Consider the following 19135-nt stretch of genomic DNA (forward strand, 5'->3'; position numbering starts at 1 on the left):
GTCGGGCTTTTTTGTGTCTTGAGATTAAGGGCTGTTCAAGAAATTGTTCATATAATAGTGTGACTTATTCGCGATAAAAAAAACGGCAGATTAACTGCCATTTTTTGTTTTAGCGATGAATGTCGTTCAACACTCTATGCCAATATCTATTTAGCTTTTTATGATATGACTGGAAGATAGGTCAACACTCGCTCATCTCTGGCAATAAGAGGGTCAACAATAAGCTCTTTGAAAGTCGCACCATCTGCGTTCATAACATGGTTCATCAAGCCTGGGCTATCAGTGATCAAAGCATTCAATTTAGTCAGTTGCTCAATCAACTCAAGTGCTAAGGTATTTTCAGCCGTTGCAGCATAATTTTTGCCCTGTAACGAAATTGTCGCCACCGAACTTACTGCATCATTGGCTAAGTGAATACCTGCAAACTCGCGCCACACCCGTGCTTTTTCTTCGCCGCGGTAGTCATTGTCATGAGAAGCAAGTACAACCTGCTTTAACATCATTTGCAGTAAATTACTCTTACCCTTCATCTCTCCTGAACGATGAGTAAATCCAAAATATCGACCTAACGAGGTCGCATAGCTGGGTAATGCTTCAATCTGTTGGTCAGCGTAATCAATATCTTGAGTGTAATACTCAGGGTTTACGTCACCGCAGGATTCGGTTAACACTGGCTTAGTTAAGTAGCGGTTGATTGAGTTTACAGTATCTCCCATTGTCATCTGACACAGCATATTCTCAAGTTGGTCATGTACTTTTGCGGTATCTGCCAATGCATAGTATGTGCGCCCGGTGGTGCTTCTTGGCGACGTACGTGTCAATAGTTGGCGAACCGCTAATAGCTTGTCAGGCCACATTCCTAATACATCTCTTTCATTTACATAAGGATGATTTGGGTTTGACTGTGGTGCTTTAAGACCATTAAGCAGGTGGCCTTTATTGACCGTTACTTCAGCAATGACTTTATCTTGGTAGGCAGGAGTTAAATCCGCTTTAATGAGTAACTCTTTTAGCTTCTGTGGATCTTGGTCAAAATGGGTAATGATTTTGCCAATATCGATACCTTCCGCTAGCTTACTCCCATTGAGGCGGTAAATACGTGATAGCACATCTTCTAGTGAATGAACCTTGGTTAAGCCAACACTGTTGTCGCTTTTCATTCTATAGGTGACATGTAGATTAATGTCATTCAAGCCTGCAACTTTTAAAAATGTATCAGCTGCTTTATTGACTGCGCGCTGTGACGCACAGAACCAATAAGCTTGATGAGACGGACAGAAATCGGCTAAACCATTTTGGTCAAACGAGAATAACTCTTCAGCTGTGGCCGTGTCTTCGACGAACTGGCGAATATCATTAAAGCCTTGCAAACGATTAATGGTGTAGGGCAGTACATTATCTTCAAATAGTGTTTGACGGTTGTGGCGTACATTCATTGTGTCGTAACTATCATTGTATCTATCGACATAATATTGCGCGATGTCGTCATTATTTGTCCCTGCGTCAAAACGATTACAGTTACTGTTTAATGAGACATGGCCATCAGTACAAAAGGCAAAGTAACGCAGGTCATTTTCTGCGGCAACATTATGCAGTGCACCATATTGTGTTATGCCAGTAAGATTGCCATTTGCTAACTCTTCACGACGTTTCGCATCTTGCTCTTTTAGTGAGACTAAAGACCCATCGGCAGTTTCTACATTACGTGCATAACCAAAGCGTAGTGCAGCAAGATCGTACTTTTGATATGTGGTCGCAAAACGATCGGCGTTATAATCCATTTGGCTGGAAAAGTCAGCTTTTGCGGTTAAATTGGGGTAACCAGCAGCGGCAAAGGCAGTTTGAAAATCAGTAATCTCTTGTTCGTTAAAAAAGTTAGCTTGATCTCGGCTACCTGCAAAGTTATGACGTAAGCCAAAGTTGTGCCCAAGTTCATGGGTTAAGGTGCCAGCGAAGGCTTGCGCCGCAAGCTTAGTCACAAGCTCTGATTGAAATGCAGTGGGCATTTTTTCTATGTCTTTCAACTGATCACCGACATTACCATCGACCCAGAACTGGCTGTCTGTCCAGTCAATTTCATGACCTTTAATGCCTCTTGGCAGCTCTCGCAGTGCACCGCCACCTAAACCAAAGGCTTCGTTGACACTCATTAGGTTATGTTCAGCCCAAAAGTCTTCCGTTTTACTTTGTTGGCTAACAAGTTCTTCAAATGATGCGGTATTGGCATCAGTGGTGGAAAGTGCAGGTATTAACGCTTGTGGCTGCTCTTTTTGCGATGGCTGTTGCGCCATTGAGTTGTCACTTGTCGCAGTTTGTTCAGCCACTAGCTTGTTGGCTGCAACTGCAGTTGCACGCGCTAGCGCTTCTGGTGACGACGTATAGTCAACACCCGTTAATGCTTTTACCGAATTAGCATCGAGCATACCGCGGTTATAATCGAGTTGAACACGACGATAGTAACGAGTAGATCCTTGCTCTAAGTTGGCACTGTACTGATCGACTCGACCGCTAACGATTTCACCGGTCAGTGGGTTGGCAGCAGATGGGCCATAACCCGCTAAACCATTATCTAGTGGCTCATCAAATAGGGTGATGTTGCTATAACGCAGATCGCCATGACGATGCTGACTCGCTTGCGCTAGTTTGATTGGGGGCAAACCGGTGTTGAACATTTTATTTTGGATATTCATCGCCGTGATGCTTTCATTGGCAGCATCTAAGAATGGCTTGTTTTTATCTTCAAAAAAGTTATTACTGAGGTAATAGGTAATAGCTTCTTTTTTAGGATTGTAGTGATTTAAGTATTGACGTACATAGCCGTCGGTACCGTCAGAGTGGTTGCCATCGCGGTAATTATGTTGGGTTCTAAAGAAACCATAGCTACCGTTTTCATCTTCACTGTAGGGCACAACGTCAAAGTCTTTGCTCGCGAGTTGATCAAGTGCAACGATAGAAATATATTCTGTGGTCGTAAAAGATAAGTTGTCAAAGTTGCCTTTGAAAAATTGACCAAAACAGGCAGGGTTAGCTTGATAGGTGTGTTCAATTTCAAAATTGATCACTCCGGTGCTCAAGTCCATCTCATAACCTTGCCAGTTACCGTCTTTCACTAAATGTGCAGATTCGGTCTCAGTGGTGCATTGTTTGAATGTCACAAGATCTGTGTAGTTCTCTTCAGCAATTTTTGCGGCTTCAAAGTGAGGAATGAAGTACTTCTTTTGATCCCATGTGACGTTTCGGTCATTGATCTCCTCCTCTTTGTTGGTGCAATCATCCCAGTTGTCTTTCTCACATTGGAAATCGACATAATTTCCTGGAATAGTTAATACTGGTGCCTTGTTATACTCATTATCATAGCGAGATTCATGGCCTAAGCCTATGTTGTCTCTATCTATTTGTCTGACCTGTATGCCATTCTCTGTCATACGTAAGGTTACGAGTTTTTCATCGCCTTGAGAAAACCCATGAATTGGAGCTGAATATCTTGGCGCATCGCCTAAGCTACGAGTATACAAAAACAGGCGTTCTGGCTGCTTTACCGCTAACTCAGATAATGAAGTTGCTGTTGTTTGTTGACCTGTCGTGACGGTATTGTCAGTCGCAGCATTTTTGAGATCTTGGACTGAAACCATTTTCTCGTCTTTTTTTACTTCTTGATACGGTTCATCTGCCCCGCAGCCGCTCAGTGCAAACGCACTTAGTACGGCCAACGTTATGGTCGATTTATTCATGAAAACCTCTCCTCAAATTACTGTTATAGATATTTTGTCATCGACAAATAAAAAACTGAGCTTCGCTTGTCATAAAGCTCGAAGCTATGTGATTGACCTCTTTCTGGGTCATAGAATCCGCCACTGTTGTTATGGCCTACTGCGACGATCCAACTGGGAGAAAACTCCCAGCCTATCTCTTCGCTCGCGGTAAATAAGTTGTCATATCGATTAGTATTGAAGCTTTTTGCCATGCGATATGAGCCACTGACATCCACATACCAGTTGTCTATAAACTGCCAAGTTGCATCGGCTAATATGTCAATCTGGTGCTCTACAAAGTGTTCGCCTTGGCGTCCGGTTTCATATTTATATGCGTTGTATTTAAACCTGGGAGATAGGTAAAAATTCCAATCTTTACTCGGTCTATAAAATAGGTAACCCGCGACTCTTGGCGCCGCTTGCAGTTTGTTTTCTTGGCTGGTGTGGCTGGTGGGTAGAAATACACCGGCACTGCCTAGCAGAGTCCAATCATTAGCGAGTTCCTTACTCGGTGTACGATATTCAAGAAAGGTGTCGTAGTAATAGGATTGGTCGTGGTGCGTTTCTACTTCACCACCGACAGATACACGTAGGCTTCCCCAGTCGTCACGGTAAGCAATGCGACCATTTCCGCTAATTGATTGGTATGAACTTGGTGCAGATTGTTCAAAGATATTGCTAGTTGCCGTAGCGCTGATGTAACCGGACCAATGGGATTTGCTGGACGTATTCGCAGCGGATACATTTTCATTATCAGCAAATGCTGTAGACGTAAATGCCAGTGAAAGTCCGATAGCTGTACTGTAAATTAACGTGTTTTTATGTTTTGAACGGGACTTATTCGAAAATAAGGCACAGTTATTCAGTGACGGCATTATTCCATCCTATGAGAGTTCAGTTGTTGATGGCATAACTTGTTCAGCTAACGGTGCAGCGGCCAAGTTATCGAGAAACTATTTACTTATTATTGATAGGTGTTTAGTCGTGGATTAGAGCAAACACATAATTTGAGGTGAATTAAGTAGGGCAACCTTTAATCGGCTTTATCCAGCTGAGGACAATCGATATCATATTTATAATAATTTTTGGCGTTTTAAATTTTGATTTTTTAACGATGAAATAGCTGCTAAAGAGGAGCAGTAGACAATAAAATGCTGCTTCAATAGATAGTGTATTTAGATCAATATCTTGTATACCAATAACGATGTTAGCGATGGCTTTATCATTAACGGGTATTGTTAATAAACGGCAAAGTGGTGCAAGGATCACCATTTCAGGCAGGCAAAAACCTTTTGTAAACAATAGGTTTTCGTGCTTATGTAGTGACTGTAACGATTGGTTTTTTGAAGATGAAGCAATCTCGACTTCGCTCTTACTCGACATAACTTGACCGACCATGAATATGGCAATCAAGATAATAATGTAAGATAAAGCACTGCTGAATTTCTGCAAAATAGACTCGTTGATGTATTTATTCGCTCTAAATAATGACTGATACGAATTGATACATTTGAATTTAGGACCAAATCCCAGCATAGAAAATAAATAATGTTTTTTCAATGGCTAATTAACAGTCGAATCGAGAGTTAGGTATAGATCACATTATTTTTTTAATACGAGTTTGTTTTGCTTAATATGCCCAACTGACTGTTAACAATTCGCTTTCATTTGAGGTGTTTAATTGATGTCGTTTACGTTTTTACTGCTTAAATTACTTTAAGAAAACGAGTGGGTAAGAGGTGATATTCTTTGTTGCTGTGCGTCGGTGGGTAAAAAGGCTTGTTGTCAGCCAATCGATTGGCTTAATGAAAATTTAGGTGAGTTTACGTTTAGATAAAAGACATTTAAAGAAACACACTGTAAAGGATGATTACTTTACAGTGTGTTATAGCGCTGCTTTAAAGTGGAGTTTAATTCCCTGTATAGGCAGTCGAATGACAAGCATCGTATTATTACAAATCGTTACTTGCAATCAACGGGTGCGAAACGATTTTGCAGGTAATCAAATACAGCTCGAATACCAAAGGCTTCTCCGCCTACTGGGCGACCCGGTAGTTTACGGTTATTCCACGCCATAACATCGAAGTGGCTCCAGCTAATGTCTGTATCAACAAAGGCTTCTAGATAAAGCGCTGCGGTGATTGCGCCGCCAAAGGGTGTTTTACCACAATTGGCTAAATCGGCAATATCACTGCCGGTGAGATCAAAGTAAGGTTTATGCAGAGGCATGCGCCAAACAGGATCATCGACACTTAAACCAGAGGCGGTAATATCGGCAGCCACTTGGTCGTCATTACTAAAGAACCCAGGTAGCTCAGTGCCTAACGCAATGCGCATCGCGCCGGTTAAGGTGGCAAAATCTATCATTAGCTCAGGCTTGTCGTTATTGGCTTCTGCAAGTGCATCACACAAGACTAAGCGGCCTTCGGCATCAGTATTATCAATCTCAACGGTAATACCCTTGCGTGTGGTGATCACGTCACCGGGTCTAAAGGCATTCGCTGAAACAGCGTTTTCAACGGCAGGGACTAATACACGTAAACGAATAGGCAGGTTGTTAGCCATAATAAGCTGCGCTAAACCGATAACATGCGCGGCGCCGCCCATATCTTTTTTCATAAAGCGCATGCCAGCGCCAGGTTTTAAATCGAGTCCACCTGAATCGAAACACACACCTTTACCGACAAGAGTGACTTTAGGCGCGGATTCGTCACCCCAAGTGAGGTCGATTAAACGCGGGGCATTCTCGCTCGCGCGGCCGACCATGTGAATGGTTGGGTAGTTTTGCTCAAGTAGTTCGTCACCCACTATTTGACTGATCTTGCCGCCAAACTCGGTGGCCATTGCTGACATTGTTTCAGCCAAATCTTGTGGCATCATATCGGCTGCTGGCGTATTGACCAAGTCACGTACTAATGACACCGAGCGGATGAATTTATTGGCTTCATCGGCTTGAGCTTGTGTTGGAACCACAAGCTTTGGAAACTGCTTATCGCTCTTTTTATAACGATTAAACTGATAAGCCCCTAAGCCCCAACTAAAGGCTGCGGTTTTAATCTGTTTCTCGTCAGCGGTTAATTGGTATTGCCCCGCGGGTAGTTGGCCGACTAAATCACCACAAAGCCAGTAGGAGTTGTCATTGTTACTGACAAAAATGACCTCAGATAATTCACCCTCAGTATTGGGAATTAAGCATACACCTTTGCCTGAAAACTGGGTTGTGGTTAGCCAGTTGATCACGCTTTTAGCTTGCTTTTCGCGCCACTGTGAAAATGTTTCGCTGTTAAAAATGGAAAGGGGAATGCCTGAAACACCTGAAACGATGATATTACTCATGTAGGGACTCTTTATAGTGACGAGTTTAAAAGATAGCCCCAAGAATATCAGGCTAGTCACTTTCTAGAAAGAAAAGAGATGATTTTACAGTGATTGTTTTAGATTGCTTAAGTCGAACCGAGGTGGCTTGGGCTGAGGTTATTTAGATTGGGTATTGTGGGCTTTAACGCGGTTTTTGGTTGAGGTTCTGCGCGCATTCGCTTTTCGCTCCGACATATTATTGAACGAGCTAGGTAACACATCAACACCAACTACTTTCCCCAGTTTTAACACTAATGGAATGGTAATTGGCGCAAAAGGTAAAACGGCAAATACTCCTAACCCTAGGCCCTTGAGTAGGTCGGCGAATTGCTTATTGGCCTCGACTAACTCTTCTTTACTGGCTTGCTTACGAGTATAGCGTTTGTAAGTCACCAGCATCTCTTTGGTTTCTTGTTTTTCCTGAGATAAGGCTTCTTTAACAACCAGCATATCCAGTTTTATACGCAGCCAAATACGACGCCTTCCAATACGGATAACGCGAATAGGAGCCTTGTGTAAAAGCAGGTAGATATTCATGGGCGCGATTGTCGCATAGCAGCTAGATTAAACCTATTAAAGAAAGGTAAATAACAGTCAGTTTAGTTGGATTTAAACTGACCGCGAACTATATATCCCCATCCTATCTTGAAGATGCTCGTTTCAGAGGCGTTGTGCGAGTTCAATTCTAGGCGCATTAACGTAGAAATGGTTATTCCCTTTTAAGTAAGTGCAACAACGAAGTGGGCTTGCACAACACCTTCTGCGATAGGTATGCTTTTTATACTAAGAGTAGGCTTTACTCTGTGTTGTTGATTTTACTAAGGGAGCGACCATTAGTGGCAATCAATGCCTCGCCTACATGGATGTAGGTGCTTAGGTTCAGCCTGGAGCAATGAACCTGTGATTAAAGCCCATTAAACTCCCACTGAATCCTGAATCTTCAGGTAGGATGGTGATAGGCTAACCAGTGCGCAGACTGAGGATGCTTGATAACACGATCGGCTCTTGATAACGGCAAAATTTGCTGTCTTTTTTATCAATTGCATAAATTGACATACGGTCAGCTAATTCATTACCTTCGATGCCCACATGGGCGGATACATGCTTAATTGACAACTGTTCTTTAAGTTTGTCATACAGTTCATGAGCCTGTTGAATGATATCGAGATTTTTGATATCGCCTGCCTTTTGGCGTTTCCAGCCCTTGGTTTTCCAACCATATGCCCAATTAGTAATGCAATTAATTGAGTATTGAGAGTCACTTAAGATCTGTACCGATTTATCAGCTTTAATTGCTTTGTCCGCTAACAGCAGAGCTTGGTGCAGTGCATTAAGCTCGGCAGAGTTATTGGTGCCATTGGCGTTGAATAGCCCATACCAAAGTTCTGTTAGCTCACCGCTTTGATAGATTGCAATGCCTGAACCTGCTTTACCTGGATTTGGCTCGCAGCCACCATCAGTAAAAATCGATACGTCATGTTGGCTTAGGTCGATTGCTTTACTGGCTTTTTCAGTTTTTGAGCCAGTGTTAGCCGTGGTCGATTTTTTTTGCGCCGCGCCGCCATAGCTGGGAACGCGCTTAAATGCAGCTTCAGCTTCAGCTTGGGTCTTAAACGACTTATATTTGGCTTGCGGGAATTTATCGACCTGTTTTTTGGTGTGATCCCAGCTAGTGAAAATACCGGTTTCACGTCCCGCCCACACTACATAGTACTTTGTTGCCATCTGGTTTCTAATCCTTAACCACCCCCGTAAGGGCTATTGTTGTTAACTTTTTTTGCAGTGTGCTAGCAATTGTACAAAAAACTCGCTGCCCTTACGCTCGGCAAAGGCTATATTGCGCTCGGGTATCGTTTCAGGGTCATCGTAATTGGCTAACGCTAACTCCATGCTGACTTCGCGAATGATGTGTAACGTTGGATAGGGTGAGCGATTAGTGTAGTTTGCAGCTGCATCTTGTGCTTCGCCGTCAAAACAATAATCAGGGTGAAAACTCGCTAATTGGTATTGCCCTTCATATCCCTGTTCAAATAATAGGTCAGTGGCGATATCGACAAGATCTAGATAGGGATAAAAGCCCTCAAACCCGCGCGGTAAGATAAATAGTGTGGTTTCTACCTCTTTATGCTCATCAAGATAAATACACTCTTGGATCAATGCCTGTAGCACTTGATCAAGCTTTGACTCATCGATAACCGCATAGCGAATGCTCGCGCGTTCAACTTCACGACGCGCAAAAGGGCAAATGTTGAACTTCATAATCACTTGCTTAACCCAATTTTCGGTTTGCGTGGCGACTTGTTGCAGCTCTGGGTCGATATTGTTGGTCATTACATACTGCCTATAGCGGGTTATGGCGCGATCATAGGGATGATTGAAAGCACAAGCAAGAGCGCCATGCTGACGTTAAATATTTTTTGCTGTCTTTGATTCTTTAGTATGCGTTTTAATGCCACGCCAAACCCTAGCCAGACAAACGCACTGGGCAGGGCAACACAGAAAAAGACACTGACAATGGTGATAACTTGTGGCGCAAGTGCTTGTTGCATCGTGGTAAAGGTGGCTATAGCGCCAATGCCCATTATCCATGCTTTAGGATTGACCCACTGAAACGCCGCCGCTTGGATAAAAGTGAGTGGGGCGACGGTAACCTTACCGTTCATCTTGGCACTACTATTGGCAATCAGCCAAGCTAAATACAGTAAGTAGCTAATGCCCACATATTTAACAATGACATGCAATATAGGGTAACTTTGAAATACCGCACTTAAGCCCAAACCTATGGCTAAAACCATTGCCGGAAAGCCAATGCAGATGCCGAAGAGATGCGGCAAGCTGCGTTTTACACCAAAGTTAACCCCAGATGACATCAGCATAATATTGTTTGGGCCAGGTGTTATTCCCGATGAGAATGCAAATAATGCAATCGTTAAAATGAGTTCCATAGGTCCGAAAATCAGAATAGAAAGGCGCGTATTCTAACGTGATCGTGTGCACCGATCAAAACCATTATGAGTGGATTAAGGTCGTTTACCATTAATCAACTAAACCATATCTTTTTGTTATATACAAAATACAAAAAAACCAATATTGCATAATAAGTCGATAACATTAATTTATTATGCGAATGTTGGCGGTAAATATTTAGGAGTGATTTTTTTGACATCGGTTATTGGCACCTTGGGGAAGATTTAACCGATGTAGTTTAGTCACTTGATTGAAATGGAACATTGCAAGGGTAAAACACTAAAAAACATCAACTTTCATTTTTCATAAATATTGCGAATTCTTTATTACTTTTGGTTGGTACTCACGATTTTTTTGTGGCCTAAAAGCACACTAACAGCCTGAGTACGAAAGTATGATGTTCTATAAATATACCAGCATTGTCGTAATATAACGGGCTATAAGCGCTGACTATCCATCCTCAAACTCCCACTACCTCAGTCATTTTTTTGACTCTTGACTGTTCATTCAGTGCAGATCGTTAAATGTGACTATCTGTCACTTCTTGTACGTTTTTTACACTTGATTTTGGATACTGTATAAATTATAAACTTAATTATCTTTTTAACAAAAGATTAACAATATGAAAATGATGCAGTAACAATATCAACGTCATGCCCTATAAAAGTCTGCTTATCACTTCCCTGAATCAGGTGGTTTGACGACATAGTCGCGAATAATTGGAGTCAAACATGTCAATAGAATCATCTAAGCCTCAAGCTCAACGAGGCAAGTTTAAAATTCACGTTTTAGCATTAGCTTGCTCAGCCATCATTTTCCCTGGTGCTGCGCTAGCGAACGGAGAAATCGCCCCCACTGCTAAAGAGGCTTCAAAGCCTGCGCATGGAAAAGAGCTCAACAACCGTTTTGAAAAAGGGGCCAATATTCCCGGTCAGAAAAAGGGCATTGAGAAAAGTCAGCGACAGATGCCTGCAAAGAGTAAGCAAGCAAAAAAGATTGAAGGGCCGATGGGTGTATCTGGTCCAACAGCGGAAGCTGAAGATAATGCCTGTAGTAGTGAATTTGCAGATTTAAGTGGCCAAGCACTTTTTGATTTTGTTAGGCAAGCTGAACTTTCTTGTATCTCTGAGCTTTATTCAAGAAATGATGCCGTATCCGTTGCAGCTTACCAACCTGAAAATGTGGTAGCGGTGGCTAATCAAGTAAGCAGTATGGCTGCGACTTATGACAGCCGTAACGGCGATGAAATGCGTAACCTTTTTTACTTCTTACGCGGTGCATTTTACATTGAGTTCTATAACGATGACTTAACTTACAGTGATACTCAAGCGGCTGATGCTATTTACAGTGCGTTGCTTGAGTATTCTAAGAACCCCTATCTGTTTGACCTTAGCCAATCGGCTGGCGATACGCTGTCGGAGTTTTTCACTTCATGGGCAAGTGCCGATCATATCTTAGAAAGTGTGCCTGTTATTACCGATTATTTGCAGAGGTTTAATGCAGACTTTTTGGCAAGTAACCGTCACCGTGCAGCACTGACCAGTGCACTTACTACGCTTTATTACGGTAGCTGGGAAGAAGAATACAACAAGAAGACCATGGATCACGATGAGTTGATTGATGGGCTACTCAACATCGCCACCTCTGAGTATATTTACAGTTCAGCTTATCAATATGAATCGACCGACGCATTTCATGAATTTGGCCGCTTCTATGAATATCAAGAGTACTGGAACTTGCCAGAGAGTCTAAAAACACGCCTCAACGAGGGCGTGCAGTTATACATGAGAAAATTTGAGCGCATGTCGGCTGAGTGGGCCGATGGCGCGGGTTACCTCGATTATTACAATCCTGGTGAGTGTGAGCAGTTTGGTATTTGTGGCTGGGAAAAAGAGTTAGAACAAACAGCGTTACCAATCAACTACAGTTGTAGCGACACGATTTATATTCGCGCGCAGCAGCTCTCAAACGACGAACTGCAAAGCTCTTGTGATCTAATGGGCAGTGAAGAATTGCTATTTCATAATGTGTTAGCCACGGGCTATCAGCCTGTTGCCGATGACTTAAATGAAAGTTTAGAAGTGAACATTTTCGATAGCTATGATGATTATGCACAGTATGCGGGGGTGATTTTTGGTATTAGCACTGACAACGGTGGTATGTACTTGGAAGGCACGCCATCTGAAGTCGGTAACCAAGCTCGATTTATTGCTCACGAGGCAACGTGGACAGATGAAATTCTAGTGTGGAATCTGCGCCATGAATACGTGCACTACCTCGATGGCCGATTTAATCAATATGGTGCATTTAATTACTTCGATATTAATACGGGTAAATCTGTTTGGTGGTCTGAAGGATTAGCTGAATATATTTCTAAGCAAAATCGCAATGACGGTGCTATCGATTTAGGCCGCTCTCAGGCTTACAGCTTAAGTGAAATTTTGTCTAATACTTATGACTCTGGTTCGGAGCGTGTTTATAGCTGGGGCTACTTAGCGGTACGTTTCTTATTTGAAAATCACAGAACGGACGTAGATGCACTGCTGGTGCTTGCTCGTGGCGGTGATGCTGATGGTTGGTTGGCTTATATCGACAATACAGTGGGTCAAAACTATAACAGTGAATGGAATACTTGGTTGGCGTCTGTAGGCAGTAATGACGATTCAATCGATACCGGTATTGTAGCCCCCGTGGATTCAGATGGTGATGGCGTGATTGACAGCCAAGATGCATTCCCATTTGATGCAAGCGAAACCACGGATACTGACGGCGATGGTGTTGGTGATAACGCTGATGTTTTCCCATCAAATCCAAATGAAACTGTAGATAGCGATGGTGACGGTGTCGGTGACAATGGTGACCTGTTCCCAAGTGATCCCACAGAGTGGGCCGATTCTGACGGTGACGGTATTGGTGATAATGCCGACACAGACGGCCCTGTTGAGCCCGTTGAACATTGCGGCGTGGCAACCATTAGTGATGGAAACTTAACCAAAGATAAGATCGAGTGTGTTAGTGGCGGTGGTGTTAACTACTTCTATACCTACATCGAAGAAGACAATACCGCGCTTTATATCTCGACTGCTGGTGGTGAAGGTGATGTCGATGTTTACTTCAACCAAAACATTTGGGCAAAGCCATCGGCTTACACCGCAAAAGCTGACACAGTGGGCAATAATGAACAGCTAAATGTAATTGCTAACCGTGGTTGGGTCTATATCAGCCTCGTTGCCAGCGAAGAGTATCAAGGTGTTAGCCTAAACGTTAGTTTGACTGACGGCGACGTAGGTATAACCCCCGTCGCTGTTGCAGATGCTTGTGCAACTCAATCTCCCTATAGCTATGGCAGTGTGGAGTACGGTGCAGCAATTTGTATTGCCGATGGGCACTCAAGCTATTACTTCTATGTCCCCTCGGGAACAGAAGAGATTAGTGTGGCAAGTGGCCATGGTACGGGCGATGTAAACCTTTACGGAAATAGCCAATCTTGGGCGAATTCAAGCTCGTATGAGGTGAAGTCTGAAAGCCAAGGTAACGTAGAAAGTCTTACGATTACAGCGCCTGTTGAAGGTTGGTACTACATTAGTGCAGATGGCGCACCATCAAGTGACGGTGCAAGCTTAGTTGTGGATATTAAATAGTGACTTAACCCATTATTGATATTCCATGGTTAGATCCAAAAAATAACCGACTCACTATGAGTCGGTTTTTTTATTGTGTTCGACAAAGTATCGCAGCCCGGTCTCTTCAGCGAAATGCTGTTATTGGCTTCGTGATAGAGACAGCTAGAACAGATAATGGGTGCAATTGTTTTTAGGTCAGGTTAGGTTAATGTTTCAAATGTTAATCTGTGACGTAATCTTAGAGATGGATTTTAAAACATGATGATAAAAAACTATGTAGCAGTTATGTTGATGGGGTTAATGGCGTTATCGGGCTGCAGCACTTCTGCAGCAACGGATATCCCCACCACTCGGACCACTATGGTCACTAGCGGGGATCTATCTCTGCTTACTAGTTCTTCAAAAGTATTCGGTTGGCACCCAACGATGTCTGCGGTTCACGCGAGCGACAAAGTTGATGACCAAGTCGTGATTGCACATATGCGCCACGCCATAACTCAAGCATTGCAAGCGAAGGGATACCGTCTTGCGACTCAATATGAAACACCCAGTATTATCGTTGGCTTTGGTTTAGCGCTTGAATCTGAAATGGATGATAAAGAGATCTTAAAAAGAGCGGGTTTAGTGCCAGGATTATCAACCCATGGGGTTGATGATAAATATGAAAAAGGTTCGGTACTGGTGGCTTTCTTTTCGCCGTATAGTCCTATGCCAATTTGGCGAGTATTAGCGCAAGGTTTTACCGAACTCGATAACAAACCCGAAGAGAGAGAGCAACGCTTTGAGCAGCTATTATCGCGAATGCTAAAACCGATCCCGACAGTATAAGATTAACTTTTCATACGGCCTCTGACTAATGCGGCTATGTGCTCGCCTTTAAAGGGTCATGCCTTAACCAAAAGACGAGTGACGTCGCGTGAATTAATTGCCTCAAGTGACTTAATCGATGATCAAATCCATAAAAACGCCCTGCAGTTGCAGGGCGTTTTTAGTTGTGCCGATCATGTAAGTGCGAATGTAAGCCCCCAAGATTCAGCAAGTTAACTTAGTAAGCTACGCTGATTTCATACGAACCAAACTTACGAATATTGATCACTCCAGTATCAAAGATCAGATATTGACCTTTAATACCTTTTAAAACACCCGACACTTCAGGGTTCTTATCAAAGTTATGTGAGGCAATCTTAGTGGGAAACTCGTTCACTGGAAAGTGGATCTGTTGGATGGGCTCATCAAGTTTTGACACTGCAAATTCACCATGTTCAGCGGTGATTTCAGCCAAACGCTCAGTGATTTGTGGGATTAAGATCGCGGCTTGCTGCTTGAGATCTAAATTGTCAGCATTGCCCTTTAACATGGTGCGCCAATTGGTTTTATCTGCAATCATTTCCGCTAAGGCTATTTCGACTAAACCTGAGATGAAACGGGTCTCAACTTTAAAGATCGGTAGACCTTGAGTTGCGCCTTGATCTATCCATCGTGTTGGCAATTGGGTATGGCGAGTGATGCCCACTTTAATGCCCGAAGTGTTAGACAGGTAGACATAATGCGGTACAAAGCAGTTAGCTTCTCCCCAAGATGGCTCGCGACAAGTTCCCGCCGCAAAGTGACACGTTTCTGGCTTCATGATGCACATATCGCAGCTAGCGAGCTTTTGCATACACACATAACAATGGCCCTGCGAGTAGCTCTTTTTCGTTTTCTTGCCGCAGTTACAACAGAGGATCTTCCCTGTATGGGTCAGCGTAAGTTCAGAGCCAATAAGTGGATTTAAATCGAGTAACTCATCGCCGACGGGCAATTGATATTGCACCAACTGATTCTCATCAAGGTGACTGCGCATTTTTCTGAGTGTTCCAAGCATGACATTTCATTTTTTATAAGTATTTGGCTCTAGTCTAACAGAATGTTAAACCCGTCTTGGAATGGTTTTTTCGATTGCTAAAAGAGATAACACGCAGTAAATCGATAACGATTATGTTATTACTCGATCTGTTTGGTAGCGGTCTTGTTCGAAGCAGTTTGTTTGGCACACTAGAGTAAGCTGGTTTTGCAGCCGCGTATTGTGGTGATTTTGTCTGCCAGATAGCTAAAGACTTGATGTTTGATTGACACCATTATCTAGAACAGGCAGAGCTACAGCGAAGGTTATTCGAAATGCTAAGTAAGGAGTGAATAGCGCGCTGGTTTAAAAGACATCCCGCTAACTTAGTCATGTTAGTGGGATGTCACTGGGACTAAAAGCGGCCGTTTATAGAGGCGCCAATCGCAAAACCATCGGGGGTGTTGTCCCCATCTAAACCAAACTGTTTTGCGGCACTGAAATTAGCGGCAAAGAGTTGTGATATCTGCCACCAATATGAAGTTGAAATAGAGTAGGAGCTGTTACTGTCATCAATACTGTATTGATGATAATCACCATCAGTAGAGATGAACTTATTCTCGGCATCATATTGACCCCATAAATAACCAGCGCCAACAGACCATGACTTTGTAATGTACCAATCAGCCGTTAAGTTCACTATGTTGCTATCTACTTGAGAGTTCCGGTTATAGTTGCTAGTACCTTTGTTATCAATTACTTGGCTAATATAATCAGAGCTGCTGTCGATATAACTCCATTTGGCGAGAAAATCCAAGCCTGAAAATGATGCTAATGGAACAAAACTATGCACTTGAGCAGAGTATTTTTTATTGTCGGATTCTGAACTCGCTGAGTGGGAGTAGATATCATTGTCAAAAGAGCTACTGCCAGATGCTGAGCCAGTTTGATAGGACAGTGAGAATTCAGATGTCGGATTGAAATAGTAGCCGACGCTAAATCCATACTCAGAAATATCATCCTCAATAGGAACAATGAATGCATCATCGTCTAAGTCGACCTCGCTATAATTGGCGGCGACAAACCAAGTTGAATCGAATACATAGCTGCCGTCGATACGATAAGATGCACTATTATCGAGTATGCTAATTTGAGCGTATTGAGCCCCAATATTAGATTCTTGTGCCAGAAAACCATTGAGTGCATAGGGACCGTTTTGAGTATCGACTGGATTGAAATAAAAGCGGTAATCTACGCTCCAGAGTCCGTTATCAAAATCATCCGTATGGCTACCAAAAGTAACATTGGCTTCATGCTGATAAGTATTGCTCGAGTTATCGTTTGCGTTGGCAGACGTAGCGACAAGCGCTAATAGTACTGCAAGAGATAGGGTTTTCTTGTTCATGTGACTTCCTTGTTTGAATTATTATCAAGGAAGCTGGATAAAATAAAGTATTAAGAGGTGTTACCTCTTATATGATTAAAATCCTTTAATGAAATGACAGCTTCCTTGTCATGGATAATATACCTGAATAATAACTCTAGTGTAAACGCCTAATATTCAAACTTATTTATAAGTATTTATTAAAATATAGGCGTAAGAGGAGTTTGTTGCCCCCCCCCCCCATTTTAGATGCAGAGTCCCTAATAATGTGAGCTTAAATCTGTTCTATTCAGCTGCTCAACGGCTTGATCCATTTGGGTTGCTTTCATTGTCAGCAACGTTAACCAGAGAGGCGTCTGTTGGAATGTTCACTACAGGTGTCAAAGAACCACGACTCGATAAGCGATGGTTTTTCTGGTTTCAAATACAGATATAGAGACCGCTATTGCTTGTTAAGGCGAGTGTCGAATCAATAAGCTGCAAAAGGTTCTTTTGAATAAGGTAATAAGGCGTTTAGGAATGGTTAGGCTGTAAAGTTTACAGTTTTTGGTTAATAGCAGGAATTAACGACGTAAAACTGAGGTTACTCGACTAATGCCAACACTAATACTGAGAGAGAGGATAAAAAAAGTGCTAAAGCGTGCTGTTGTTATGACGGCACAGGGTGTTGTTGAAACTGGAACTTGTTGAATTGCATATACAGAATCTTATATATATGGTCTCCCCACAGGGACTCGAACCCCGATCGATCGCTTAGGAGGCGACTGCTCTATCCTGTTGAGCTATAGGGAGACGTCAGTGATTATACTGGTTTTACTCCAGATGAACAGAGTACATATAAAGTCTTTGAATTCATTTGCTTGTTTATTGTTCGGTTAGAGTTTTATGGCCAGATCATTGATCTGAATATTTAATGATGCGCTGAGGCCTTTAAGCACTGCCGTGGCACTTTCTTCGGTGACTTGGTCGATAGTGATAGTTGCTTTGCTCTTTCCAGCGACTGCACGCATGTTATCCAGTCTGTCGGGCATATTCTGTTGTAGTACCAATTGCAGTGTATCGCCGACACGAATACCGTTGCGTCGACCTATGTTGAGAATGATCCTATTAGCCTGCTTAGCAATCACTTGGCCTAACAAGGGGCGACAGTTAAGGGCTTGGTCAATATCTTGGCTAGCGTCGAGCAATACAGTGCTAATCATGGCGCCATATTCAGAACGCCAGAATTGGTCACTATTGGAGTTTACGGTTTGCTGCAGTGAAAATTCCCATTCAGCAGATTTCGAGTATTGTTTACTCCAGACCTTTTCCCCGCTAATCGCATGAAACAGCGATAACTTAAACTGAAACACTCGCATGGGGTCGTTTTCCCACAAGCCAAAAGTGCGGGTTGATGGCTCGGGTGATATATCGATGATTTCTGGCAGCAGTATGTATTGGCTGTCGGTGATTTCACCTAACCAGCTTGGCAGCCTATAACCGCGAACATCCACTAACGTCTGGTCGACATCTAAGCGCTCGTTTGCATGCAGGTGGGTAAAGCTGCTGCTTGAGTTTGCTTCAATCACTTGAGCGAGTTGTTCGGACAGGTTTTGCTCGAATAGGCCTAGGTTACCGTATCTGAGTTGTGAACGGTCTTTTATTGAGGCTTGCGGTACCAGAATAGAGGCTTTTAGCTCACTGGCTTGGCAGGCCTGCTCAAACGGTTCAATCATGTCGATGCGAATATTCACTGTTATGTAGCCGTCTTCTACCAGCTCGCTGACCATCTCAACCTGTTGGCTTTGTGCATTGCGGCTTAGGGTGAAGCTGTCATTCACGAGTTGACCATTACTGACGGTCTGTTCACTTGAAAAGTGTGCGCCTGTTTTCAAGGTGGCATAGCTTATTGCTTGCTCTATGGCATCTTCTCGGGCTTTAGCAAGGTTATTGTCTACAATCTTGGCTTGGCCTGTTGCTTGGGTCCACTTTGCTTGCACGGGCGCAGTGAGAACCAAAGAGCAAGCGAGAATAACCTTGATGATGCATGAGCCAAGTTTCATATTATTTTTCCAAGTCTTTACGCCAACATTAAGGCGCAATTATAAAGGTGACTGTTTGCCAAAAAGAGGAGGCAATGGTTTGCCGACAAAATGACAGTCTGAATCGATAAGCTTCTAATAAGCAATATCTATGCCCTTTATTGCTGATGGTGCTAGATTCATGGGCATTAGACTAAATATAATGCGAT

At 42.9% G+C, this 19135-nt stretch carries 13 protein-coding genes and 1 tRNA gene; 2 read left to right on the top strand and 12 right to left on the bottom strand.

Going from position 1 to position 19135, the window contains the following annotated elements:
• Positions 1-158 precede the first annotated feature (158 nt).
• The 8 genes from CXF83_RS08800 to CXF83_RS08835 all read right to left on the bottom strand — a co-directional run bounded on the left by CXF83_RS08800 (position 159) and on the right by CXF83_RS08835 (position 10054).
• Positions 159-3731: a zinc-dependent metalloprotease gene (locus CXF83_RS08800; RefSeq protein ID WP_101092258.1), complete on the bottom strand. Its 3573-nt coding sequence runs from the start codon at positions 3729-3731 to the stop codon at positions 159-161.
• Positions 3732-3754: 23 nt separating this feature from the next.
• Positions 3755-4627 (bottom strand): hypothetical protein, encoded by an 873-nt coding sequence (locus tag CXF83_RS08805; RefSeq protein ID WP_101092257.1) that lies wholly within the window; start codon positions 4625-4627, stop codon positions 3755-3757.
• A 142-nt stretch (positions 4628-4769) separates the two neighbouring features.
• Complete coding sequence (locus tag CXF83_RS08810) at positions 4770-5204, bottom strand: hypothetical protein (RefSeq protein WP_157822932.1); 435 nt, start codon at positions 5202-5204, stop codon at positions 4770-4772.
• 510 nt (positions 5205-5714) lie between these two features.
• Positions 5715-7088, bottom strand: coding sequence for a leucyl aminopeptidase family protein (locus tag CXF83_RS08815; RefSeq protein WP_101092255.1), 1374 nt, complete (start codon positions 7086-7088; stop codon positions 5715-5717).
• 138 nt (positions 7089-7226) lie between these two features.
• Complete coding sequence (locus CXF83_RS08820; RefSeq protein WP_101092254.1) at positions 7227-7646, bottom strand: hypothetical protein; 420 nt, start codon at positions 7644-7646, stop codon at positions 7227-7229.
• A gap of 423 nt (positions 7647-8069) precedes the next feature.
• A complete protein-coding gene (locus CXF83_RS08825; protein WP_101092253.1) occupies positions 8070-8834 on the bottom strand; it encodes a ribonuclease H family protein in 765 nt (254 codons plus the stop codon).
• 42 nt (positions 8835-8876) lie between these two features.
• Positions 8877-9440 carry a DUF1415 domain-containing protein gene (locus CXF83_RS08830; protein WP_101092252.1) on the bottom strand — a complete coding sequence of 188 codons (564 nt, stop codon included), beginning with the start codon at positions 9438-9440 and terminating at the stop codon, positions 8877-8879.
• 20 nt (positions 9441-9460) lie between these two features.
• Positions 9461-10054, bottom strand: a complete 594-nt coding sequence (locus CXF83_RS08835) for a LysE family translocator (protein WP_101092251.1) — start codon at positions 10052-10054, stop codon at positions 9461-9463.
• Between the two features lie 753 nt (positions 10055-10807).
• On the opposite strand from CXF83_RS08835, the gene CXF83_RS08840 reads away from it, so the two are divergent.
• Both CXF83_RS08840 and CXF83_RS08845 read left to right on the top strand, forming a co-directional pair.
• Positions 10808-13717: a M9 family metallopeptidase gene (locus CXF83_RS08840; RefSeq protein ID WP_101092250.1), complete on the top strand. Its 2910-nt coding sequence runs from the start codon at positions 10808-10810 to the stop codon at positions 13715-13717.
• A gap of 240 nt (positions 13718-13957) precedes the next feature.
• Positions 13958-14527, top strand: coding sequence for a DUF4136 domain-containing protein (locus CXF83_RS08845; protein WP_232775080.1), 570 nt, complete (start codon positions 13958-13960; stop codon positions 14525-14527).
• A gap of 217 nt (positions 14528-14744) precedes the next feature.
• On the opposite strand, the gene CXF83_RS08855 is transcribed toward CXF83_RS08845, so the two are convergent.
• From CXF83_RS08855 to CXF83_RS08870, 4 genes are all read right to left on the bottom strand, one after another.
• On the bottom strand, positions 14745-15563 hold the full coding sequence (locus tag CXF83_RS08855) for a DUF2797 domain-containing protein (RefSeq protein WP_101092248.1): 819 nt from the start codon (positions 15561-15563) through the stop codon (positions 14745-14747).
• A 373-nt stretch (positions 15564-15936) separates the two neighbouring features.
• Positions 15937-16926, bottom strand: a complete 990-nt coding sequence (locus CXF83_RS08860; protein ID WP_101092247.1) for a putative porin — start codon at positions 16924-16926, stop codon at positions 15937-15939.
• A 695-nt stretch (positions 16927-17621) separates the two neighbouring features.
• Positions 17622-17697: transfer RNA gene (locus CXF83_RS08865), tRNA-Arg, on the bottom strand.
• 83 nt (positions 17698-17780) lie between these two features.
• Entirely contained in the window at positions 17781-18947 is a 1167-nt protein-coding gene (locus CXF83_RS08870) for a flagellar assembly protein FlgT (RefSeq protein ID WP_101092246.1), read from the bottom strand.
• Positions 18948-19135: the final 188 nt, after the last annotated feature.

Source organism: Shewanella sp. Choline-02u-19 (genome assembly GCF_002836205.1).
GTDB lineage: Bacteria > Pseudomonadota > Gammaproteobacteria > Enterobacterales > Shewanellaceae > Shewanella.

Bases quoted from the DNA above. Each gene is read 5' to 3' on its own strand.
- CXF83_RS08840 (WP_101092250.1), top strand. From the start codon at position 10,808: ATGTCAATAGAATCATCTAAGCCTCAAGCTCAACGAGGCAAGTTTAAA.
- CXF83_RS08860 (WP_101092247.1), bottom strand. From the start codon at position 16,926: ATGAACAAGAAAACCCTATCTCTTGCAGTACTATTAGCGCTTGTCGCT.
- CXF83_RS08825 (WP_101092253.1), bottom strand. From the start codon at position 8,834: ATGGCAACAAAGTACTATGTAGTGTGGGCGGGACGTGAAACCGGTATT.
- CXF83_RS08805 (WP_101092257.1), bottom strand. From the start codon at position 4,627: ATGCCGTCACTGAATAACTGTGCCTTATTTTCGAATAAGTCCCGTTCA.
- CXF83_RS08815 (WP_101092255.1), bottom strand. From the start codon at position 7,088: ATGAGTAATATCATCGTTTCAGGTGTTTCAGGCATTCCCCTTTCCATT.
- CXF83_RS08820 (WP_101092254.1), bottom strand. From the start codon at position 7,646: ATGAATATCTACCTGCTTTTACACAAGGCTCCTATTCGCGTTATCCGT.
- CXF83_RS08800 (WP_101092258.1), bottom strand. From the start codon at position 3,731: ATGAATAAATCGACCATAACGTTGGCCGTACTAAGTGCGTTTGCACTG.
- CXF83_RS08870 (WP_101092246.1), bottom strand. From the start codon at position 18,947: ATGAAACTTGGCTCATGCATCATCAAGGTTATTCTCGCTTGCTCTTTG.
- CXF83_RS08845 (WP_232775080.1), top strand. From the start codon at position 13,958: ATGATGATAAAAAACTATGTAGCAGTTATGTTGATGGGGTTAATGGCG.
- CXF83_RS08830 (WP_101092252.1), bottom strand. From the start codon at position 9,440: ATGACCAACAATATCGACCCAGAGCTGCAACAAGTCGCCACGCAAACC.
- CXF83_RS08835 (WP_101092251.1), bottom strand. From the start codon at position 10,054: ATGGAACTCATTTTAACGATTGCATTATTTGCATTCTCATCGGGAATA.
- CXF83_RS08855 (WP_101092248.1), bottom strand. From the start codon at position 15,563: ATGCTTGGAACACTCAGAAAAATGCGCAGTCACCTTGATGAGAATCAG.